16 protein-coding genes and 3 tRNA genes are annotated in these 22408 nt (G+C 46.5%); 9 read left to right on the plus strand and 10 right to left on the minus strand.

What is annotated here, in order from left to right; all coding sequences use genetic code 11:
• Positions 1-56: 56 nt before the first annotated feature.
• From QFZ51_RS28360 to QFZ51_RS28370, 3 genes are read left to right on the plus strand one after another with little or no spacing between them, the layout of a single operon-like run.
• The gene (locus tag QFZ51_RS28360; protein ID WP_429050780.1) at positions 57-1037 is read left to right on the plus strand and encodes a DUF2157 domain-containing protein; all 981 of its coding nucleotides are present in this window, start codon (positions 57-59) and stop codon (positions 1035-1037) included.
• Positions 1024-1530, plus strand: a complete 507-nt coding sequence (locus tag QFZ51_RS28365; protein ID WP_429050781.1) for a hypothetical protein — start codon at positions 1024-1026, stop codon at positions 1528-1530. Before QFZ51_RS28360 ends, QFZ51_RS28365 begins: the two co-directional genes overlap by 14 nt.
• 14 nt (positions 1531-1544) lie before the next feature.
• Positions 1545-2195 carry a hypothetical protein gene (locus tag QFZ51_RS28370; RefSeq protein ID WP_429050782.1) on the plus strand — a complete coding sequence of 217 codons (651 nt, stop codon included), beginning with the start codon at positions 1545-1547 and terminating at the stop codon, positions 2193-2195.
• Between the two features lie 66 nt (positions 2196-2261).
• Here QFZ51_RS28370 and QFZ51_RS28375 read toward each other — a convergent pair.
• The 6 genes from QFZ51_RS28375 to QFZ51_RS28400 form a co-directional block, all read right to left on the minus strand.
• A tRNA-Gly gene (locus tag QFZ51_RS28375) sits at positions 2262-2334 on the minus strand.
• 27 nt (positions 2335-2361) lie between these two features.
• A tRNA-Gly gene (locus tag QFZ51_RS28380) sits at positions 2362-2437 on the minus strand.
• 227 nt (positions 2438-2664) lie between these two features.
• Positions 2665-3027: a PepSY domain-containing protein gene (locus QFZ51_RS28385; protein WP_429050783.1), complete on the minus strand. Its 363-nt coding sequence runs from the start codon at positions 3025-3027 to the stop codon at positions 2665-2667.
• Complete coding sequence (locus tag QFZ51_RS28390; protein WP_429050784.1) at positions 2990-3892, minus strand: PepSY-associated TM helix domain-containing protein; 903 nt, start codon at positions 3890-3892, stop codon at positions 2990-2992. Before QFZ51_RS28390 ends, QFZ51_RS28385 begins: the two co-directional genes overlap by 38 nt.
• Before the next feature lie 163 nt (positions 3893-4055).
• The gene (locus QFZ51_RS28395) at positions 4056-4256 is read right to left on the minus strand and encodes a hypothetical protein (RefSeq protein WP_370908358.1); all 201 of its coding nucleotides are present in this window, start codon (positions 4254-4256) and stop codon (positions 4056-4058) included.
• A 106-nt stretch (positions 4257-4362) separates the two neighbouring features.
• Positions 4363-5382: a glycosyltransferase family 2 protein gene (locus QFZ51_RS28400; protein ID WP_429050785.1), complete on the minus strand. Its 1020-nt coding sequence runs from the start codon at positions 5380-5382 to the stop codon at positions 4363-4365.
• 118 nt (positions 5383-5500) lie between these two features.
• Between QFZ51_RS28400 and QFZ51_RS28405 the strand changes: the two genes are divergently transcribed.
• From QFZ51_RS28405 to QFZ51_RS28425, 5 genes are all read left to right on the plus strand, one after another.
• The gene (locus QFZ51_RS28405) at positions 5501-6649 is read left to right on the plus strand and encodes a sensor histidine kinase (RefSeq protein WP_429050786.1); all 1149 of its coding nucleotides are present in this window, start codon (positions 5501-5503) and stop codon (positions 6647-6649) included.
• Positions 6650-6730: 81 nt separating this feature from the next.
• Positions 6731-6814: transfer RNA gene (locus QFZ51_RS28410), tRNA-Leu, on the plus strand.
• 389 nt (positions 6815-7203) lie between these two features.
• The gene (locus QFZ51_RS28415; RefSeq protein ID WP_429050787.1) at positions 7204-8388 is read left to right on the plus strand and encodes a FecR family protein; all 1185 of its coding nucleotides are present in this window, start codon (positions 7204-7206) and stop codon (positions 8386-8388) included.
• 229 nt (positions 8389-8617) lie between these two features.
• Positions 8618-11977, plus strand: coding sequence for a TonB-dependent receptor (locus QFZ51_RS28420; protein WP_429050788.1), 3360 nt, complete (start codon positions 8618-8620; stop codon positions 11975-11977).
• A gap of 54 nt (positions 11978-12031) precedes the next feature.
• The gene (locus tag QFZ51_RS28425) at positions 12032-13906 is read left to right on the plus strand and encodes a RagB/SusD family nutrient uptake outer membrane protein (RefSeq protein WP_429050789.1); all 1875 of its coding nucleotides are present in this window, start codon (positions 12032-12034) and stop codon (positions 13904-13906) included.
• A gap of 49 nt (positions 13907-13955) precedes the next feature.
• On the opposite strand, the gene QFZ51_RS28430 is transcribed toward QFZ51_RS28425, so the two are convergent.
• The 4 genes from QFZ51_RS28430 to QFZ51_RS28445 form a co-directional block, all read right to left on the minus strand.
• Positions 13956-14510, minus strand: a complete 555-nt coding sequence (locus tag QFZ51_RS28430; RefSeq protein WP_429050790.1) for an RNA polymerase sigma factor — start codon at positions 14508-14510, stop codon at positions 13956-13958.
• A gap of 273 nt (positions 14511-14783) precedes the next feature.
• Positions 14784-16703, minus strand: coding sequence for an alpha/beta hydrolase-fold protein (locus QFZ51_RS28435; protein ID WP_429050791.1), 1920 nt, complete (start codon positions 16701-16703; stop codon positions 14784-14786).
• 195 nt (positions 16704-16898) lie between these two features.
• The gene (locus QFZ51_RS28440) at positions 16899-18053 is read right to left on the minus strand and encodes a FecR domain-containing protein (protein ID WP_429050792.1); all 1155 of its coding nucleotides are present in this window, start codon (positions 18051-18053) and stop codon (positions 16899-16901) included.
• Positions 18054-18096: 43 nt separating this feature from the next.
• The gene (locus QFZ51_RS28445; protein WP_429050793.1) at positions 18097-18684 is read right to left on the minus strand and encodes a sigma-70 family RNA polymerase sigma factor; all 588 of its coding nucleotides are present in this window, start codon (positions 18682-18684) and stop codon (positions 18097-18099) included.
• 241 nt (positions 18685-18925) lie between these two features.
• Here QFZ51_RS28445 and QFZ51_RS28450 point away from each other — a divergent pair, with 241 nt between their 5' ends.
• Positions 18926-22408 carry a SusC/RagA family TonB-linked outer membrane protein gene (locus QFZ51_RS28450; protein WP_429050794.1) on the plus strand — a complete coding sequence of 1161 codons (3483 nt, stop codon included), beginning with the start codon at positions 18926-18928 and terminating at the stop codon, positions 22406-22408.

The following is a 22408-nucleotide window of genomic DNA, read 5'->3' on the forward strand; positions in this document are numbered from 1 at the left end:
ATATTGTATATTGCAGGAGTTAACGAGTGTTAATTCCAACTACCTTAACTCCATCTATGAACATTAAAGTATTTGAAAAACTCCGCGCAGCAGAACTGATAAATGATGCGGAGCTTACAGCAGTTAAAACTGCGGAAGATCAGCAGCTATTCTCCCTCCACTGGGAAATCAAAACACTACTGTACCTGGGCGTACTGCTGTTGAGCGGTGGCCTGGGCATCCTGATCTATAAAAATATCGACACTATTGGTCACCAGGTAATATTGATGATCATTGGTGTAATCTGCGCCGGTTGCTTTAGTTACTGCATCCGGAAAAAAGCGCCTTTTTCATGGAGTAAAGTAAATTCGCCTAATGCTTTTTTCGATTATGCGTTACTGTTAGGTTGCCTCACGTTTGTCACCTTTGTGGGTTATCTCCAGTTTCAATACACCGCATTTGGTACTGCCTATGGACTGGCCACTTTTATACCACTGGCCGTGCTCACCGTGAGTGCCTATTACTTCGATCACCTGGGAGTGCTGTCGATGGCGATCACCAACCTCGCCGCCTGGATGGGCATTGCAGTAACGCCCTTCCAGCTATTATCCGCCAACGACTTTGGCAGTGTACAGCTTATTTATACGGGCGTGATACTGGGCGGACTCCTGTTAGGGCTGGCATTCCTGTCTGCCTGGAAAAATCTGAAAAAACACTTTGCCTTTACCTACCGGAACTTCGGGGCGCACATCATTTTCATTGCCTGTATTGCTGGCATGTGCGTGTTTGACGCCAGCTGGCTCGCCTGGCTTGCATTCATGGCAGTTATTGGTTTCTTTCTTTTTAAAGAAGCATTCAAAGAGCGGTCGTTCTACTTTGTGCTGATCACCGTTTTATATGGCTATATCGCAGTGAGTATTGCCGTGGTGCGTTTACTTATATTAACAAACGATATCGGCGGCCTGTATCTCGGGTTATTGTACTTCATTGGTTCTGCCATCGGGGTCATTGTATTATTGATCAGTCTCAACAAAAAAATTAAACATGCTAGCGTATAATTCCCAAACACTCGACAACCTTGAAATAAAAGAAGAAGCAGAAAAAGCGCTTCGGAAAAACTGTATCACCGTGCCTGCTTATCAGGCTATTGAAGCAGCGCACCCGGTAAATTTTTATACACCAAACCCTGTGATTAAAATCGGTTTGTTTATTCTTACGGTGGTGATCATTTCTTTTTCGCTTGGCTTGCTATCGCTGATGGCAATGGATCTGCTGCGTAACGAAGACGGGTTTGCCGGTCTTTGTATTTTCGCCGGATTGGTATGTTACGGTATCCTGGAAATGTTTATCCGTGAGAAGAAGTTATTCCGCGCGGGAGTTGATGATGCCCTGTTATGGGGCGCTGTAATGCTTATTTGCAGCAGCATGGTCATCGTAGACCGGATCTCTGCTTCTACTATCTGTTTCGTGGTTGGCTTTGTTACCGTGCTGGCTGTCTTACGCTTTGCAGATATGCTGATGGCAGGGGTGTGGCTTATTTGGCTTTTTTAGGATTTATATTCGCCGTGGCGATCAAACTGGGGCCTGTTGCCAAAACCATTGTGCCGTTCCTTATCATGTTCGTCTCTATTACGGCGTACGTGGCAGCAAAGAAAATATCCGCCTATCATAGTAGCAGGCATTATAAACATTGCCTGACGGTGGTATCTGTATTGTCTTTACTCACGCTTTACCTGGCTGGTAACTATTTCGTGGTAAGGGAGCTGAGTAATGCGATGTTTGATCTGCAGCTGCAGGACGGAGAAAGTATTCCGGGCGCTATCTTCTTCTGGATCTACACAGCCGTTATCCCGGTAGTATATCTTTACCTGGGCATCCGTAAAAAAGATGCCGTGCTGCTGCGCACGGGTATGATATTGCTGGCGGCTATTGTATTTACCATCCGTTATTATCATAGCGTGCTTCCGCTGGAAACTGCGATGGTGCTCGGCGGCCTTGTACTCACGGTAGGCGCCTGGGCGCTGATCCGTTACCTCAAAGAGCCAAAGCATGGCTTCACCTATGCAGAACCGGAAGATCCTTCCCTGGCAGATAAACTAAGACTGGAGTCGCTGATCATTGCGCAAACTTATGCACCTGGTGCGCAACCTGCTGGTAATGATGTACAGTTTGGCGGTGGTACCGGTGGTGGTGGCGGGGCAAGCGGAGGATATTAAAAGTGGAACAGTCTTTCCCCTCCGGGCATAAAAAAAGCCTGACTGAAATGATCAGTCAGGCTTTAGAGCGAAAGACCGGGCTCGAACCGGCCACCCCGACCTTGGCAAGGTCGTGCTCTACCAAATGAGCTACTTTCGCAGATGTATTAAGAACTTTATAAAAAACTGGAGCGAAAGACCGGGCTCGAACCGGCCACCCCGACCTTGGCAAGGTCGTGCTCTACCAAATGAGCTACTTTCGCAGGTATTAAAAACTTTGTTATTTTAAGAACTCTCCCATTGAACCGCATTCTTTCGTTTGCTTTGCCCCGTGGCGTTTTCGTTGGGATTGCAAAGATAGGAAACGGACTGAAAACACAAAATTTTTTTTGAAACTTTTTCGAATATTTTTTACGCCGCTGTATACAGCAACTTCCTGTAACACAACAGGGAAAAGCATTTCAACAGAAAAATAAGTAATACTTTTTATTTACATTGTGCTCGGTACCGCAGATGCACGGATCACCACAGGCTTCTTTTTCGATTTCTTCCGCTTACCCCACCATACATAAAAACCCGTTACCGGTAACGATGCACAGATCAGGCTGATAATGAAGGCCAGGATCTTACCGGGCAGCCCTGCAATAGCGCCTACATGGATATCGTAATTCATATCTATTAACCGCTCTCCGGCATTTTTATGCGAGTCGTTCCTTCTTCCAAGCAATGCACCGCTGTATTGGTCGAAGGTAAGGTTATCCGAGCCGTAGTAGGTTTCGGCTCTTTTATTTCCGCTGATGATGTTCACCCCGGTTTCACCGGCTGCCGGGTAAAATGAACAGGCGCTTTGCATCTTTCAGTATGGGCAGGGCTTTGCTGTAAGCGATATCCAGCGGGTCCTGGCTCAGCTGTGCAGTTGTTTTGGCAGATTGATACTGTTTTATATCAGGCGGCGTAGTGCTGCGGGAAGCAACTACATATACGGTTGTCTGGAACCAGGTAAACGCCCATACCATGCCGGTAAAAGCTACCACCAATGCAATGAGCATGGCATAAAAACCCAGTACATTATGCAGGTCGTAGTTCACTCTTTTGAAGCCTGCTTTCCATTTTATTTTAAAACTCTTATCACGGTTAGCTTTGTTCCACTTCTTTGGCCACCACATGATCAACCCCGTGATCATCAGGACCACAAAAATGAGAGTGCTCCAGCCTACAATGGTTTGTCCGTACTTATCGTTCAGCAACAGGCTCCAGTGGATCCCTTTTACAATCGAAAAGAAATTGTATTTATAGTCGATCTTCCCGGTCACCTTTCCCGTGTAAGGGTTCACCAGCACCGATTCATAGTGCTCCAGGGTGCCAAAATAGGTGAATGCCGTATCATTGCCTTTATAGGACATAAACTCCCAGGCCATATCCGGCCTCGAGTAGGTGGTGATCGTCATTGCCGGTTTATCAGGCCCCAGAACGGCCTGCGCAGTCCTTTTCAGTTCACTTACCGGGCGGAAAGGTGTATTTTGCGGGGTTACATATAATATTTCACGATAATAATAATCGTTTATTTCTTTCTGAAAAACGAATAAACAGCCGGTGATGCTTACAATAAGCACGATAATGCCAGCCCCCAGCCCCAGCCAGAGATGCAACTTATCCACAACTACCCTGAACAGCGACTTGTGCTGCTTCTTCTTTAACTTGTCCGTCCGTTTAAACATACTAACACCCTCCGGTAGATATCATTCCGGAGATACAAAAGTCGATTCAAATGGTCAGAAAAACGGATCGGATCGGGAATTTTATTTACGCAAAACGGAAAGGCATAAAAAAGCCTCCACCGGAAAACCGGTGGAGGCTGGATAATTATGTTGAAGCCGAAGCTTATTTATATTTCGGATTGTACAGCGAACTTTCCTGCACCTTTACTTCTGGCTTGCCCTTGTATCTGTGTGCGTAAAGCCCGTAGCTAACTCCCACGATAAAGGCTACCATACAAAACAATTGTACGTAGAAAAGCCAGCGGGAACGGGAAACCTTGTCTATAGTGATATCGTACTTATTTTCTATTGTATTCTGTTCCATAATCAGTTTATTTCCGGTGCAAACCTACATAATATTTTGAAATTTTCGAATTTTCATACCGGGTTATTTTGTAAGATAAGCAACTTTTCCCGAAGCCTGCCGCTGCCTAAATCAATTCAGAAAAATGTTTGTGTCCAAGAAAATAATAGCGCCAGATCATAATACCATGAAACACACCACTCATTTTCATCAGCTTCATTTCCGGCAGGTTATCTTTCTTCACATAGTTCCTGCGCCAGCGATAATAATCCCTATAGGCCCGGTAAATAGCCGCCATATCCTTTGGCTTTCCCGCTACCAGGCTTTTAACGCCTGCCAGTATATCCAGGAAAAAACGTTGTACCAGTACTATCCAGCGGTCTTCGCTATGCAGGTTTTTCCACAGCATCATGAGGTTGTTCCTGAAGTTCAGGTACAGCTTGCGGGGATTGCCCTGGGGCAGGCTCCCTCCTCCTACGTGAAACACCCTGGAATCGGGGCAGTAACAAATGCGGTACCCCGCTCTTTGCAGCCGCCAGCAAAGGTCTACTTCTTCCATATGTGCAAAAAAATCGCGGTCGAAGCCTCCTACCTGGTGATAACAGGCCGAACGAATAAACAATGCCGCCCCGGTTGCCCAGAAAATATCCTTCACATCATCATACTGTCCGTTGTCTTTCTCTGTGGTGTACAGGATGCGTCCCCGGCAAAACGTATAGCCCAGGATATCCATCCAGCCACCGGCTGCTCCTGCATATTCAAATTCATCGGGATCTTTGTAAGCCCGCATTTTAGGCTGACAGGCAGCAATCTTCGTATCCTGCTGCATCAGTGCCACTACGGGCTCTATCCAGCCTGGTTCTACCTCCACATCCTGGTTGAGCAGCACGTAAATGTCGGCCTGCACATGCTGCAAAGCATCATTGTACCCGCCGGCAAACCCATCATTCCGGGGATTCTGAATAATCCGGATCTGCGGGTAATGCTCCGCCACAAAAGCCACGCTGTCGTCCGTAGAGGCATTATCGGCCAGCACCAGCTGCAGATTGCCGTAGGTAGAACGGCAAACTGATGGCAGGAACTTTTCCAGAAAAGATCTCCCATTCCAATTTAAAATAACAACTGCTACTGATGGCAATACGGACAACGGCAATTACGTTTATGCGTGAACAATTATTTTTGAGATGCAAATATGCAACAAAGGATTCTAATATTTGCGAATCATTACAGATTCAGGTAAGTCGAATAAGGCTTAAATTAGAAGTATGTTTAAACAGTATATCGGTTGGAAGTTTGTACTGGCCTCCATAGCAGTGCTTATCATAGGCACTACTATCTGGTTTGTAAGTAATTTATCCCGGAACATTCAGGAAGAAGAAAGAAAAAAAGTTGCTACCTGGGTGGAAGCCAACCGCGAACTCCTGCGGGCAAGTTCCGAAGCCAACCTTAACCTGGCAGTAGATATCGTTACCAACAACACTACCATCCCGCTGATACTGACCGATGAAACCGGTAAGATCCTGGACAGCCGTAACCTCGACTCCATGCGGATCATGCAGGACCCCAACTTCCTGAGCAACGAACTACAGGCGTTTAAAAAGCAACACCCGCCGTTTATCATGGAAGTGGATTCCAAACAGAAACTGTATAACTACATCTACTACGGCGATTCGCTGATACTCCGGCAGATCCGCTATTACCCGTACATTCAGCTGATTGTGGTAACCCTTTTCATTGCCATTGTGCTCTTTGCCCTGTCCAGTACCAACCGCGCCACCCAAAACCAGGTGTGGGTAGGACTGGCCAAGGAAACGGCCCATCAGCTGGGTACCCCCCTTTCCTCTATGGAAGCCTGGCTGGAAATCCTGCGCGACAATGAAGCCAATGCCACTATCGTAACAGAACTTTCCAAAGATGTAGACCGGCTGAAACTCATCACCGACCGTTTTTCTAAAATAGGCAGCGTACCGAAACTGGAAGAGAAAGACATCGTGGCACAGATAGAAAATATGACCAATTACATCCGCAAACGCGCGCCCCAGAAGGTAATACTCACCGTTCACAGCGCAGAAGATGAGCTGCCCGCCATGTTCTCACCCCCGCTTTTCGACTGGGTAGTGGAAAATTTATTAAAAAATGCCCTGGATGCGATGGAAGGAAAAGGAAAGATAGATATCACCATAGAAAACCACCCTACTTTTATCACCATCGATGTGGCCGATACCGGTAAAGGCATTCCTAAACTGAGCTTCGAAAAAGTGTTCAAACCCGGATTCAGCACTAAAAAGCGGGGATGGGGCCTGGGGCTGTCGCTGGCCAAACGGATCATTGAAGAATATCACCGCGGCCGGCTGTATGTGAAGTCGTCCGAAATAAATAAAGGCACCACTTTCCGGATCTTATTGCGGAAATAATGACCCTTTTCAGTAAAATATGAATAAATAAATTTGCTTATTTTAAAAAAGCCATTATTTTTGCACCCCATTCTACCAGATGCGAAGGTGGCGAAATTGGTAGACGCGCTACTTTGAGGTGGTAGTGCCTGAAAGGGCTTGGGAGTTCGAATCTCCTCCTTCGCACACGAAAGGGTAATGTTTTAAAGCATTACCCTTTTTTATTTTTGTTGCCTGAAACCTAAGCCCACACCGGAACATCGTATTTTCTTGAAAGCTCTACTCCTTACTCACTTCATGGCAATTCCAATAGATTTAAACTAAAATACTTTATGGTAGAGCATTTGCATTTGAAAACCGGATATTATTCCGGCGATGTGTTTTCACCGTATCCCGGAAATATACAGTTCACTCCCTGATGTCTTTGATTGAGCACCCCTTGATGATCAAACCCAGTATTTTTTCTCCTGTTGAGACAGGGAACAGGAGCGGGCGTAATTAAAACAATCAGGATATTTCCCACTTTTTTTTATTCCGCATGGGTATCATCTCCCGTTCAGTATACTTCTATTATTATGAACTTACCGATTCACGTTATAGAAAAATACCTGCGTGGGGAAGCCAACGAGGAGGAAACCCAGCTGGTAAACGATTGGTTCTATTCGGCAGACGCAGCAGAGGCTCCCGCAGATGAAGCACTGGCAGCATTAAGAATGCAGATAGGAAAAAGGATACATGACCGCCTGGATAAAAGTATAGACCTCACTATAAGGCAACGGAAGAAACAGCGCGCAGGAGTGCTTAAAATCGCAGCAGCAGCGGCTGTTATACTGGGCATCGGAACATATTTCCTGGTCCAGAGGGGAGTGTTCTCCAACAAACCGCTGCTTGCCGCTAAAACAACAGTAAAAAAGGGAGATGCCGGAAATAACAAAGCAACGCTGATCCTGGCAAACGGGAGGCAAATTGAGCTGGATAGTACTGCAGATGGACCTATCGACAACAAAAGCGGAATACAGATCATTAAATCCGAAGATGGGAAGGTAGCCTATGTGCCAACACGTGAACACGTGCAGTTGTCATCGGTGGCTTATAACACTATTATTACCCCTAAAAGCGGACAATACTGTGTTACCTTGTCCGATGGAACAAAAGCCTGGCTTAATGCGGCATCGTCACTCAGGTACCCGGTAGCATTTAATGCAGACAGCAGGGAAGTGGAATTGTCGGGAGAAGGATATTTTGAAGTAGCCACTGTGCTTTCAGAAGAGGGCAGGAAAATTCCGTTTATTGTATCCGTTCGTAACACCGGGCTGCCCAATGCCATGAAGATAAAAGTGCTCGGCACAAAGTTTAACGTGATGGCTTACGACGATGAAGCATCCATTGAAACAACATTACTGGAGGGAAAAGTGGAAACCGCTTATTCCACAGGCACTGCCTCACTATTGCCGGGTTTACAGTCGACACTGGAAAAAACCAACCTGAAATTTAAAGTTTCTAAAGCCGATATAGAGCGGGCGGTTGCCTGGAAAAACGGGGAATTCCGGTTTACCCGGATGGATATTAAAGGCATCATGCGGCAAATTGCACGCTGGTATGATGTTTCAATAGAGTACAGGGGCAATATGGATAATATTAACCTGTCCGGTGTTTTTTCCAGGAAAAGTGACGTAAAACAGATGCTGGATATTTTGGAGGCTACTGGTACAGTGCATTATCAACTGGAAGGAAATAAAGTTATTGTATCAACCAAATAAGAATCTAATGCCAATGAATAGTACATAAAATTCCGCGTACATGCAGATCCAAAAATAAATCCGGAAGTGCGGTCACACTTCCGGACGATAACATTTGGGTCCAAACAGCCTGTAACAATATCACTTTACAACCATTTATCACCCAAACATTATAAAGATAATGAATCTTATTTCCATTTGGGGCAGATTTAAACGTCTGCGGCCCTTCCATGCCTCGTTCTTTCTAGCCATGAAGTTAATTGCTTGTTTTATTCTTGTTGCCACTTTCCAGGTGAATGCCACCACTATGGCCCAAACAGTAACAATAAAGGGAGCGAACATGTCGCTGCCAGCCATCTTTGAAAAGATCAAAACACAAACCGGTTATGCTTTTGTATACCAGGACGACCTGCTTAAAAAAGCGGTACCAGTTACTATTAACGAGGTGAATAAACCGCTGGAAGAAATACTGGTGCAGATCTTCAAAAGCCAGCCATTTAGTTATGAGTTAAAATACAAAACAATTGTGATCAGGGGAAAGCCTGCTCTTCAGCCTGTATACAGGCAGGGCCGGTATATTGAAGCAACGGGAACCGCTTATAATAACATAGGGGAACCACTGGTGGGGGCTACTGTAGTGATCAAAGGAACACAAACCTCCACCATCACCAACAATGCCGGCAAGTTTACTATAAAGGTGCCCGATACGGGGGCCACTTTGGTGATCAGCTATGCCACTTACATTTCCCAGGAGATCAGTGTGCTCAGTACTACCCGTTTTCCTATTGATGTGGTACTGCAATTGAATGCAAAAAGTATTGAAGAAGTGGTAGTAGTAGGATACGGTACGCAAAAACGGAAATACCTTACCGGCTCTATTGCTTCTATTGGACCCAGGGAGCTAAGGCAAAGCCCCGTAGCCAATATTAGCAACGCGCTGGCCGGCAGGTTACCTGGCCTCATCACGGTGCAAAACAGCGGAGAGCCTGGAGCTGACGGATCCAACCTCTTCATCAGGGGATTAAGTACCACCGGTAACAATAGCCCCATTATCCTGGTCGACGGTATTCAGCGCTCCTTCAGTGATATCGATCCAAACGAAGTGTCAGACATCAGTATCCTGAAAGATGCAGGTTCTACTGCCATTTATGGTATCAACGGCGCCAACGGCGTAATACTGGTTACTACCAAAAGAGGTACTACTTCCAAGCCACGTATAAATGTGACGCTGCAAAACGGATGGCAAAGCCCTACCAGGTTACCGGAGTATGCCGACTCTTACGACGGGCTTACCATGTACCGCGAAGGGCTAATCAATGACGGGCTGCCGGTGGCCATACAGTACACGGATTCCGTATTGCAATACTACCGCAACAGGAGCAAACCCGCTTACCAGTATATCTACCCCAATGTAAATTGGATGGATGCCATGCTGAAGCCCTACTCCCTCATGCAACAGGGAAATATCAACGTTACAGGAGGTAATGAATTTGCCAAATACTTTGTATCCATGGGGTATTTAAGACAAAACGGGTTATACCGGTATGAAGACCAGATCGAGGGATACAACATGCAGGCCATTACCAACAAGTATAATTTCCGCTCCAATATTGATCTGCAGATCTCGAAAGATCTCAGCATGGAACTGGGATTGGGCGCTATTGTGCGCGACAGGAACTACCCGGGCGCCAATGCAAGCGATATTTTTAACGCCATTAAATCAGCGCCTGCCTGGTGGTACCCGGTTACCAACCCGGATGGCAGCCCCGCTGCATTTAATACCGTGCCGGCCTCTCCATATGTGCAGTTAACCCAATCGGGCTACCAACGGAACTTTGAAACGAATCTTCAGTCGACCGCAGGCTTTAAATGGGATATGCATTATTTCCTGAAAGGACTCAGCTCAAGAGTAAGACTCTCATTCGACAACACCAGCTATCGTAACGTGAAACGGGGCCTTTCCAGGCGCACTTTCCTCTACAAGTTACTGCCAGGCGTAGTAGCCGATACGGTGACCGACCTCGCAAAAAGCGGCACCTACCAGGTGATTGAAAACGGGGATGGCACCCTGGGCTATGACGTAAATGCCAACGGCACCAGGCGCACCACGTTGGAAACATACCTGAACTATGATAATACTTTCGGCAGGCATACCATACAGGCCATGGTGCTTTATACCCAATCTTCCTTTTTTGACGGCGTTGGCGGCGGAGTGAGTAATGCTATTCCCGGGCTTCCCTATAAAAACCAGGGCGTTGTAGGAAGGGTGATGTATAACTATGATGACCGCTACACAGTGCAATTTTCCGGCGCTTACAATGGTGCGGAAAACTTTCCGTCCGGTAAACGCTTCGGGTTTTTCCCTGCTGTTTCTGCAGGCTGGGATATAGCCAAAGAATCATTTGTCCGCTCCGCTCCGGGGTTATCATTTGTAGACCAGGTAAAGATAAGAGGCTCTTACGGGATCACCGGAACTTATGCTTTACCATCCGGAAGGTTCTCTTACCTAAGCCAGTGGAACCCTGATGATGCAGGCTACCAGTTTGGCGTAAACCGTGATGGTACCGGTTATGGCGGTGCTTATGAGCAACGGATTCCTAACCCCAACCTTACCTGGGAAAAGGGTTATAAAACCGATGTAGGACTGGATGTGGGATTATGGAAAGGAGGATTGAATATGACCGTAGAATATTTCAGGGAGAAACGTAAAGACATTCTTATTAACTCCGAACTGGTGCCGGCCACCGTAGGACTTTTGAATCAACCCGCTTTGAATGCCGCCATTGTGAATAAACAGGGAATCGACCTGTCTGTTGAGCACCGGCACGAATTCAGGAAACAGGGCTATGCCGTTCGTGTTAACTATTCGTACGCAACAAACAGGATAGCCTATTATGCGCAACCGGACTATAAAGGCAGGGAATGGCAGGCCAGGGCTGGCAGCGAAGTGGGATCCATTTATGGATATACCGCCATCGGTTTCTTTAAGAATAATGATGATATAGCGAAAAGCCCTTCACAATCCGTGTTTGGAACCGTGCAGCCCGGCGATATCAAGTACAAGGATATTAATGGAGATGGTATTATTAACTCTCTCGATGCCGGTTTCCTGCCGGGTAAACGTAACCAGCCCACTTCTATTTTAGGCGTAAGCTTTTCTTACCACTACGCCGGTTTTGATGTAAGTGTATTATTCCAGGGTGGTTATGGCGGCTCCCTGCTGGTGAACGGGTCTGGTATCTTTCCTTTCTCAAGATTTGCAGGTGTGCTGGAAGATGTGAAAGACAACCACTGGGTAGCTTCCAATCCTGACGGCGATTATAAATATCCACGCCTCTCGTCGCAGGACAATACCAACAACCAGCAAAATTCCACGTTCTGGATTTACTCCAGCAATTACCTGCGCTTAAAAACAGTAGAGATAGGCTATAATATTCCCCGTTACTGGCTTAATAAAATAGGATTCAGTAATGCGAGGATTTTTGTAAATGGTATTAATCTCATTACCTGGGATAAATTGAAAATTTTTGATCCGGAGATAGCCAGCGACGGTACCGGCACTTATCCGCAACAGCGGGTCATCAATACAGGATTGACCTTCTCATTTTAGTAAATCAATGCGATCAGGCACCTGTTATCTGAATAAAATTAAAATCAACAACAAATGACACGTAAAATATTATTCCACGGACTCCTGCTTCTCTGGGTAACAGCCATATCCTGTAAGAAGTATCTGGATGTTGTTCCCAAGGAAATTGTTACAGAAAAAGATATTTACGATAATATAAATACGGCGGAACGGGCCTGGGCCAATATGTACACGTCGTTAAATACAAGTACCACGAACATCTACTATAATACAGTGTTGGGCGCCTGTACGGATGAATGCAAAAATCACTGGGAAAATGTGCCGGAGTTGAAATTTAACGCTGGCGCCTGGGGGCCTACGGATAATTCGCTGGATAATTGGGGATGGTCTTACCAGTTTATAAGAAGAGCCAATATTTTCCTGAAAAATATAGATAACACCCCGATTCCTCAAGACCGGGCAGATTACTACAGCATCCGCATACCCCAGTATAAGGCAGAGGTACGTTTTCTCAGGGCCAAATTATATTTTGAGCTGCTCAGATCCTATGGTGCAGTGCCGCTGCTGGGAGACGATGTTACGGATGTAAGCGAAGGTATTCCTGATGTACTGAATACCAGGAAGCCGGTAGATGAGGTGGTAAACTATATAGTAACAGAACTGGACCAGTTAGCGCCGGTGTTGCCCATCGATTATACCGATAACCCAGGGGAAACCGGGCGCATAACCCGTGGCGCCGCGATGTCATTAAAAGCTATTGCGCTCGCATATGCTGCCAGCCCCTTGTTTAACGGGAATACCATGTACGCCGGCATAAAAAATACAGACGGTGCACAACTCTTTCCACAAACTTATGACAAGGAAAAATGGAAAAAGGCAGCCGATGCAGCAAAGGCAGTATTGGATATGAATGTATATGCGTTGAACAATCCCAATCCATCGAACCCGATAGATAACTATGCACGCCTGTTCTACTCCCGTGAGTATAAAGAAACCATTTTACCCTATTTGATAGGCTCCACCAGGGATTTGGACCAGACGATGCAGCCGAATGGGCAGGATGCACAGTCGGCCGGCGGAAATGGTAAATTCAGCGTATTCCAGGAAATGGTAGATGCCTACGAAATGAACAACGGGCTGCCAATTACCGACGTCCATTCGGGTTATACTAAAGATGGTTTCTGGGATGGCCCTCTCTGGGACGGGAAAGCATACCGGCAGGCAAAAAATATTTCCAACATGTACAAAAACAGGGACCCGCGTTTCTATGCCAGCATCAATTTTCAATATGCCTTCTGGGATTCCGCCAACCACAGGCGCCCGTTAAAATATGCCTACTTTGGCAACAATGGCGGGGCTTCTGATGGATGGCCAAAATCAGGCACCAATTGCGAGAGCGGGTATAACTGGAGAAAATGGTGTGACCCTGGTGTAAACCTGAGGGGAGGGGGAAATGGCAACAGGAATTTCCCGGTGATACGACTGGCCGAAATTTATCTTATTTATGCCGAAGCAATGAATGAATACCTGGATGCTCCCAGCCAGGATATGTACGACGCCATCAATAAAGTAAGAGCCCGCGTATCGATGCCGGCATTACCGGTGAGCGGCACAAATGATAATACAAAAGCGGGAATGCGAAAACGAATCCAGAATGAATGGCGCGTGGAGTTTGCCTTTGAAGGAAAACGTTTTTGGGATGTGCGCCGCTGGCTGATCGCTGAAAATGTAGATAACGGGGATGTGCATGGTATGAATGCCCGGCCCTCCTCAGGCGAACTACAGGCTACCGGATTTGATCCGGGTAGCGAAGAAGCAGGCCTCGCCGTGTTTTACAAGCTCACCACCATACAGCGACGCGTGTTTACAAAGCGGCACTATCTTATGCCAATTCCTCAAACAGAAATAGATAAGGGAGGTGGTAAACTGGTACAAAATTTTGGCTGGTAAAAACAAATAAAAAGCGCCGGTACCTTTGCAAAGGTACCGGCGCTTTTTATTATCCTAAAAATGAAAAAAGCATATGCCTGAGCCGGAACTTTAAACGTTCCAGAGCTTTATGGATCTGGTTATCCACTGTTTTTTTGCTGATGTTCAGTGTTTGGGCAATCTCCCTTGAGCTCATTCCTTCTTCCCGGCTGTATTGAAAGATGAGCTTGCATTTTTCCGGTAACTGGTCTATTTCCTTATATACAAGTTCCAGTATCCTCCTGTTATGTACGGCATCACTGATTTCGGGTACTAATTCAGGATGGTTGTCCATAGCAGCATCCCTGGTATATTTCCGGGCGTAAGCCTTCTTCCTGATCTGGGTGAGCACCTGGTATTTGACTGCCGTTACCAGGTAGTTTTCGAACTGGCCTATTTCCACCTTCTTCCTGTTGTTCCACAAACTTAAGAATACATCATGTACCACGTCTTCTGCTGCCACTGCATCTTTCAGGTGCTTATTGGCAACAATGAATAATTTTTCCCAATACCGTTTGTATAAGTCGTTAAATGAATCTCTATCACCGTTGGCTAAAAAAGTAGGTGATTCTTCAGACGTGGACATAAATATAATAACCTATTTAATCACGAATAGATATACTGATCTGGATTTTAAAGAGATCTTCGCTATAGCACAAATATAGTATATTCCGGGAGCATTATGGCTCCATCATGCGTTTTTTGGTAATGCGGATTTGGGGGAGATAAAGAAAATCCGGTATACTTACTTGTCCATTCCCGTTGTTGCATGTGAAACGCCGGTAAGATAGGTGGTGCTCCCATACGCCTGGGTAAGTAACCATTTTTTGCCTCTTGTTTTTGGGCAAAAACCGGCCCGCTACTTAAAAAGCACTTGCGCAAAGTTGAACAGGTTATTCCGCCATACCGGCCAGGTGTGGCCGCCTGGATATTCGCTATAGGTATGCTTTATATTCAGCTCATCCAATTTTGCCAGCATCAATTGACAATTCTTGTAGGCGATATCTTCCTTTCCTCCCATTGCAATCCACAGCGTTTTCAAATTATTGTTAATCGTGGCGGTATTGGCTTTCATAAAATCGTACTGCGCATCCGCAATACCGGCCTGCCGCGACTGTATCCAGCCTGAACTGAATACACCCAGGGAAGAAAACAGATCCGTGTTTTTAATACCTGTATAGAGCGTATGGATGCCGCCCATCGACAATCCGGCTAATGCCCTTTTCTTTGCCGTCGCTTCCACACGATAATTTTTTTCTACCAGGGGAATAATTACCTCCTTCATTTCCGATTCAAATGTCTTCAAGGCGGATTCGTCGAAAGCAGTGCCACCTACATTGGCATCAGGCATCACCACCAGCATAGGTTCGGCTTTCTTTGCAGCAATCAGGTTATCCAGGATCAGATCCGTTTTACCCTGCGTAGCCCACCCGGTTTCGTCTTCGCCACCGCCATGCAAAATATAGAGCACGGGATATTTTCCGTTTGTATTTGCATCATAACCAGGGGGAACGTAGATATACAACTGCCGCCATGAACCGGTAACCTTTGAGAAATATTTTTTGATACGGATATCTCCATGCGGCACATCTCTTAACGCATAATAGTTACCGCCGGCAAACGGTATTTCAATACCGCTTGCCATTCTTCCCATGCCGTAAAAGGTTTCACTGGCGGGGTCCGCAACGGCTACTTCATCTATCAGCAGCGAATAGTAATGAAATCCTTCGCCGATGGAATCTGTTGTTACGGTCCATACACCACCGGTGTCTTTCACCATGTCATATTTGCGACCCAGGTCAACCTGGACTCTCCGGGCTTCCGGCGCTTTGACGCGGAAAACAACGCGATGGTCTGCCATTACCTGTGGATACTTTGCATTGCGCACATTGGTTGCTGCAGGGGCGCCTACCACCGGGTACTTTGAGAAGGTGGTAGTATCCACCTGTTTAAAGATCAGCTGCGAAAACATAAACAGCCCGTTCTTCCACACTTTAAAGTCATGTACTCCCGGTTCAATGTAATAGATATGCGGCACATCGTTTTTTTTCAGGTAATCATGTGTACGCTTGCTGAAAGAAATTAATCCGTCGCTGGCGCCGCAGGAGATCCAGAGTAGTTTTATTTTCTGCCTGGCACTGGCAGGATCCGGTACCAGTTGCTCCGGTGCTTTCGTGTTTGGAGCAGACGAAAAACCGCCGATCCATGCAAATGTATCCAGGTTACCCAGTCCGAAATTCAGTGACTGCCCTCCTCCCATCGACAACCCGGCGATGGCCCGGTGATCCCTGTCGGTATAAACAGGATACTTCTTTTGTATATAGGGAATAAGATCGTTCAATAAATCTTTTTCAAAAGTGGCAAACGCCTGCACCTTATCGGGAGCCATTATATTACCCGTAGCCCGGTCGTCTTTCATGGCCCTTCCGTTAGGCATAACAACGATCATAGGCTCAATTTCCCCTTCGGCATACAGGTTATCGAGTATTACCTGGGGCGTGCCGCCGTTCAGCCATTCTTTTTCGTCGCCGCCAATGCCATGCAACAGGTATAACACAGGGTATTTATGCTTCCTCGAAAATCCCGGCGGCAGGTATATCAGCGCTTTGCGCGGATTGCCTACGGTTACGGAGCTATAGCTGATGGTATCGATCCGGCCATGCGGTATAGCTGCATGCAGGGTATCAAAACCAGGCGGTGCATGCTCAATAATGCCTTGCGTAAAAGCAGTGAGGGTAAACAATAGCAGAATGACAAGATTAAATACTTTCTTTTTCATGTTGAATGATTTTTCCTGTTACAAATGCGCGTAGTGGGTTAAAGCACCTGTTAATAAAACAAAAATACAGGGCCCCGCTTTTAACCGATGGCTTATTTGTTGAAATTGATTGTATAATTGTCTTATGGACAATAATTTCCATCATAGGAAACAATTAATGGGTTAGTGCGGCGTACATCTTAAGCGGGCGGCGTCTCATAGGATCTGAAGCACGCTGCCCGTCAACTGGTATTTGATATCCGTAGTTTTCGACAGGTTATCCATAAATTCCGGCAGCCCTTCTTTTTTGGTAAGCACCCCACTCACCGTGATGTTTTCCGCACCAGGTGCAGTGAATTGTACCTTCACATCAAACAGGCGCCTGATCACCACTGCAATTTCTTTCAGGCTGGTATTCCTGAAGTAATATTTTCCTTCCATCCAGGCAAGCGTATTCCTTGCATTGAATTCATCCACCCTGAAACCATTGCCTTGTTGAGGATTGTAAATGGCTTCATATCCCGGCGACAACTGTACGCTTTGATTACCGGTTTTACTTTTCAGGGAAACCTTACCCGAAGAAAGCGAAAGTCGGGGGCTGTTGCTGCTGTAGGTGTTGATATTAAAAGCAGTACCAAGTACGTTAACAGAAAACTGCCCGGTATGTACAATAAAAGGCCGGTTAATATCTTTGCGGACAGAAAAATAGGCTTCACCGCTTACAAATACTTCACGTGTGCGGCCATTGAACGATACCGGAAACCTGATTTCAGACATCGCATTTAACCATATTTCTGTACTGTCCGGCAACGTAAGCTTATAGTCTTTCCCTGCCGGCACCTGCAACAGGTTCATCGCAGTAGGTGCGTCGGTACCTGCGGCCTCGTATTGCAGGCTTTTGGACGACACCCGCATCTGCGCAGAGCCGATATTGAGCAACGATGACTGCGTGGTATCGGAAAGCACAATGGTTTGTCCGTTGGCCATCTGCAGGATAACACTGTTAGCCGGCGCGGCGCTTTTTATAGCAGCAACCGGTTGCCGCGGCTGTTCCCCGGGAAAAAGAAAGTACAAAGCACTTACAAGCAGCAACAATATGCCGGCAGCAGCCCAATACAGTACCCGCATGTTGCGGGCATTATTCTTCTTAAACAGGTGTTTTCTTTCTTCCCACAACTGCGATTCATCCAATTGATCGAGGTATTGTTTTGCAGCAGGCTCATTGAATTGCTGTTGCAAACAACTGAACGCATCTTTCAATGCCGGATCGGCTGCCATGAGCTGCTGCAGCGCATGGTCATCTTCCCCGGAAATACTCCCGGTTAGCTTTTCCAGCATTAATTGATCAATATGTTGTTTATCAGAGGTCATTGATAGTAAACTTAAGAAGATAGGTGAACGCTTGCAGTACATTTCATTCCGACACTGGTGGATGCAGTTTGGTGCGCAGTGTTTTAACGGCCATTTTAAGATGGGTTTTCAGTGAATTGATGCTGATGCCCATATTGTCGGCCACTTCATGATACTTCTTTTGTTGCATGTACACCAGGGTAAATGCCCGCTGACGTTGAGCCGGAAGCTCGCTCAGCAACTCATGCAACTGCCGGTGAAGCTGCTCCTGCGCGCTCCAACGGTCTTCCATATCCCTTTCTTTAAGTATATTCGATTCGTGCTGGTAAGACTGGTCAACCGTTTCCGCATATTTCTCAATCTTCTTCAATGCCCTTTGCTTCACCTTATGATAATCATTCACCTGGTTACGGACTGCTGTGAGCAGGTAATTTTTAAGACAACCTTTTATATTCCGGTACAATTTCTTTTCCCACATACCGCTTAATACCAACTGCACAAGATCGTCTGCCGCCACCGGATCGCTGGTGCCGACATAGGCTTTTGCCCACATTAACCGGTAATATTTCTTAAAAATAAACTCAAAAGCATCACCGGCATTTCCAGTTTGTAATAACGCAAGTATGACTTCATCTCCCGGATATTCAGGCATAAAAATACTTTTTAGGCTGGTTGATCAGATAACGCGGATAATATTCATTTGGGACATAGAAATTAAATATAAGTCGTTTGTCTGATAAAATGTTAGTTTGACAATTATTAATTTTTTTAAGCAAGCGGGATAACGTTTTTCATTCACCCGTTTTTAAAATGCGTCGTCTTAGTATAGTGCACCACAAAAAGCAGGCACCCATCGTTACCACGTTACAGTCATTGTCAACCAAACAAGGAAAATGAAAAGAAGTATCCCGTTATTGAATACTGGCCGGCGTTTTTTTGCCGGGTCCAGGGTGTGTATCACCATTTTTTTGCTCTTTTTTCTACACTTAAATGCACGAAGTCAGCAAATTCCTGCCTCCACGGTAACTATCAAAGGAAGTAATATGACGCTGGAAGGCATTTTCCAGGTGATTGAAAAACAAACAGACCTTACCTTTTTTTACAGCGACGACCTGCTGAAAAACGAGGTAATCAGTGGTCCCATCGACTACACGAATGCCAGAGTGGCCACCGTGCTGAACGAAATATTGAGAGGCCGCAGTTTGTTGTACGAGCTGAAGAAAAACGTGGTGCTGATTAAACGGGGACCCAAACCCGCTGCCGACGATGCCAGTCCGGCCGAAAAAAAGAATCCCGGCGCTGCGCAGGACCGCCAGGTAGCAGGCCTGGTACTTACCGAAGATACGCGGACGCCTTTGCCCATGGCGACAGTGATGCTGAAAGGAACCACCACCGGCGCTAAAACAGACCAGGACGGCCGTTTTAAACTAAAAATCACCGGTGATAACAGAATACTGGTGGTGCAATACGTAGGCTACGTACCGAGAGAGGTACCCGTTAAAAATATCGTAGGCGATTACGAGATATTACTCTCGCCGAAAGACAACACCATTAAAGATGTGGTGGTAGTAGCTTACGGCACCCAGAAGAAATCCAGTATGGTCAGTTCCATTACCGCCATTGACCCAAAAGAACTGAAAGGACCTACCGGGAACCTCACCACGATGCTCGCCGGCAGAATTCCGGGCGTCATTTCCTACCAGCGCAGTGGCGAACCCGGAGCCGACAATGCACAGTTCTTTGTAAGAGGCGTGGGTACCTTTGGTGCAGGAAAAGTGGACCCGCTTATTTTAATTGACAACATAGAATCCTCCTCCAGGGATCTTGCCCGGCTGCAACCAGATGATATCGCCGGCTTTTCTGTGTTGAAAGACGCGACGGCTTCCTCGCTGTACGGAGCCAGGGGCGCCAACGGCGTGATACTGGTTACTACGAAAACAGGGAACCTGGGAAAAATGCGTTTCAATTTCCGCATGGAAAATTCTACCTCTGCCAACACACAAAATTTTAAACTGTCCGATAATATCACCTATATGAAGCTCGCCAACGAGGCAGTGCTAACCAGGAACCCGTTGGGCGTATTGCCATACTCACAAAATAAGATCGATCATACCGCTGCAGGAGACGACCCGCTATTATATCCTAACAACAACTGGATTCAACAGCTGATCAAGGACCGCACTACCAACCAGCGTTTTAACATCAATGCCAGCGGGGGATCAGACAAGGCAAAGTACTACCTGGCCATGACCTATAATATTGATAATGGTATCCTCAAGGAAAACGCACTGAATAATTTCAACAATAACATCAAGCTCCGATCCTATTCCATCTTATCAAACGTTACTTTAAATCTCACCAAAACAACAGAAGCACTGGTGAGCCTGAAAGGGCAGTTCGATGACTATAACGGCCCTATCGGCGGCGGCGCCGCTACCTTTAATAATGCCATCTGGAGCAACCCGGTGGCATTTCCGGCAGTATACCCATCGGACCTCATGCCCTATGCCAAACACCCCCTGTTTGGAAATGCCCTGGTACCGGGTGGCGGCGGGTTATATGTAAACCCTTATGCCCAATCGCTTTCCGGATTCCAGGCCACCAATACCAGCACACTGACAGCCCAGCTCAGTTTGCGCCAGGACCTCGCAGCCATTACGCCCGGCCTTTCCGCGAGGATGATGGCATATACCGGCCGGTACGCAAATTTTGCCGTTTCCCGCCAGTATAGCCCCTATTATTACCAGGCAGGGTCACTGGACGGAAAATTTACCGGCTTAAACCTGATCAACGATGGTAGCGTGGGAAGCGTTGGAACAACTCCCACCGAGTATCTCACCTATACACCAGGCGATAAAAATGTAAACACTACGACCTACGCCGAAGCAGCCGTAAACTATTCCAGGATCTTCGATAAGGTACACAACGTAGGAGGTATGGTGATTGGTACCATCCGCAATTACCTGACCGCCAATGCCTCCACCCTGCAGCTTTCTTTGCCGGCCCGCAACCAGGGTATATCCGGCAGGTTCACCTATGGCTACGACAACCGTTATCTCTTTGAATTTAACTTCGGATACAACGGCTCTGAAAGATTTGCCGCCAACCACCGGTTTGGATTTTTCCCTTCTGTGGGAGGAGGCTGGATCGTATCTAACGAAAAATTCTTTCAGCCGCTGGCGAATACCGTTAACCAGCTGAAGTTCCGGTTTACGTACGGACTGGTGGGTAACGACCAGATAGGCAGCGCCACCGACCGTTTCTTTTATCTCTCGGATGTTAATTTAAACGGCGCTTCAACAGGATACTTCGGTACCAACTTCACCTACAACCGGCCTACCGTAGCCATCAACCGTTACGAGAACCGCGATATCACCTGGGAGTTGTCGAAACAAACCAATATCGGGATGGACCTCACCCTGTTCAAAGATTTCACTATTACAGTAGATGCTTATGAACAAAACCGTTCCAATATCCTCATGGTAAGAGGCACGGTGCCCAGTTCCATGGGATTACAGGCAAATATTTCATCCAATGCAGGAAAGGCATACAGCAGGGGAATAGACCTGGCAGCCGATTACCGTAAAACATTTAATAATTCCCTCTGGATACAGGCACGCGGTACCTTTACCTATGCTAAAAGCAAGTTGCTGGTAAATGAAGAACCACAGTACGCAGAAAATAACCGGAACCTGTCGAAAGTAGGCAACTCGCTTGGCCAGATCTATGGCCTGATTGCAGAAAAACTGTTTATTGACCAGGCGGAAGTAAATAACTCTCCCCTGCAATATGGCAGTATTATGGGCGGGGACATTAAATACCGGGATATTAACGGAGATGGAAAAATTACCGATGCCGACTATGTACCGATCGGCTATCCTACCACGCCGGAAATTATATACGGTTTCGGTTTCTCTGTTGGATACAAAAATTTTGATCTGAGCACTTTCTTCCAGGGTTCCGCCAGGTCGTCTTTCATCATTAACGCCGCCAATACCACTCCGTTCTATCTGAACGGCGGCTACCAGAATGGTTTGCTGCAAGTTATTGCCGACAGCCACTGGTCGGAAGATAACCGCAACTCCTATGCTTTCTGGCCGCGGTTAAGTAATACCATCTCCGAAAATAATACGCAACCATCTACCTGGTGGTTAAGGGATGGCTCCTTTTTACGCATGAAATCAGCAGAGATCGGGTATAACCTTACCGGTCAGCTTTTGAAGAAACTACACCTGAGCAGTGGACGCGTTTATGCCAATGGCCTGAATTTATTCAGCATCAGCGCCTTTAAGCTATGGGACCCGGAAATGGGCGCATCAGGATTGGGATACCCTGTTCAAAAGGTATATAACGTTGGGGTAGTTGTAGGTTTCTAA

Source organism: Chitinophaga sp. W3I9, from assembly GCF_050434025.1.
Classification (GTDB): Bacteria; Bacteroidota; Bacteroidia; order Chitinophagales; family Chitinophagaceae; genus Chitinophaga.

Coding starts and splice junctions, on each gene's coding strand:
- QFZ51_RS28360 (WP_429050780.1), top strand. CDS start 57: ATGAACATTAAAGTATTTGAAAAACTCCGCGCAGCAGAACTGATAAAT.
- QFZ51_RS28365 (WP_429050781.1), top strand. CDS start 1,024: ATGCTAGCGTATAATTCCCAAACACTCGACAACCTTGAAATAAAAGAA.
- QFZ51_RS28385 (WP_429050783.1), bottom strand. CDS start 3,027: ATGCAAAGCGCCTGTTCATTTTACCCGGCAGCCGGTGAAACCGGGGTG.
- QFZ51_RS28390 (WP_429050784.1), bottom strand. CDS start 3,892: ATGTTTAAACGGACGGACAAGTTAAAGAAGAAGCAGCACAAGTCGCTG.
- QFZ51_RS28395 (WP_370908358.1), bottom strand. CDS start 4,256: ATGGAACAGAATACAATAGAAAATAAGTACGATATCACTATAGACAAG.
- QFZ51_RS28405 (WP_429050786.1), top strand. CDS start 5,501: ATGTTTAAACAGTATATCGGTTGGAAGTTTGTACTGGCCTCCATAGCA.
- QFZ51_RS28415 (WP_429050787.1), top strand. CDS start 7,204: ATGAACTTACCGATTCACGTTATAGAAAAATACCTGCGTGGGGAAGCC.
- QFZ51_RS28420 (WP_429050788.1), top strand. CDS start 8,618: ATGAAGTTAATTGCTTGTTTTATTCTTGTTGCCACTTTCCAGGTGAAT.
- QFZ51_RS28425 (WP_429050789.1), top strand. CDS start 12,032: ATGACACGTAAAATATTATTCCACGGACTCCTGCTTCTCTGGGTAACA.
- QFZ51_RS28430 (WP_429050790.1), bottom strand. CDS start 14,510: ATGTCCACGTCTGAAGAATCACCTACTTTTTTAGCCAACGGTGATAGA.
- QFZ51_RS28435 (WP_429050791.1), bottom strand. CDS start 16,703: ATGAAAAAGAAAGTATTTAATCTTGTCATTCTGCTATTGTTTACCCTC.
- QFZ51_RS28440 (WP_429050792.1), bottom strand. CDS start 18,053: ATGACCTCTGATAAACAACATATTGATCAATTAATGCTGGAAAAGCTA.
- QFZ51_RS28445 (WP_429050793.1), bottom strand. CDS start 18,684: ATGCCTGAATATCCGGGAGATGAAGTCATACTTGCGTTATTACAAACT.
- QFZ51_RS28450 (WP_429050794.1), top strand. CDS start 18,926: ATGAAAAGAAGTATCCCGTTATTGAATACTGGCCGGCGTTTTTTTGCC.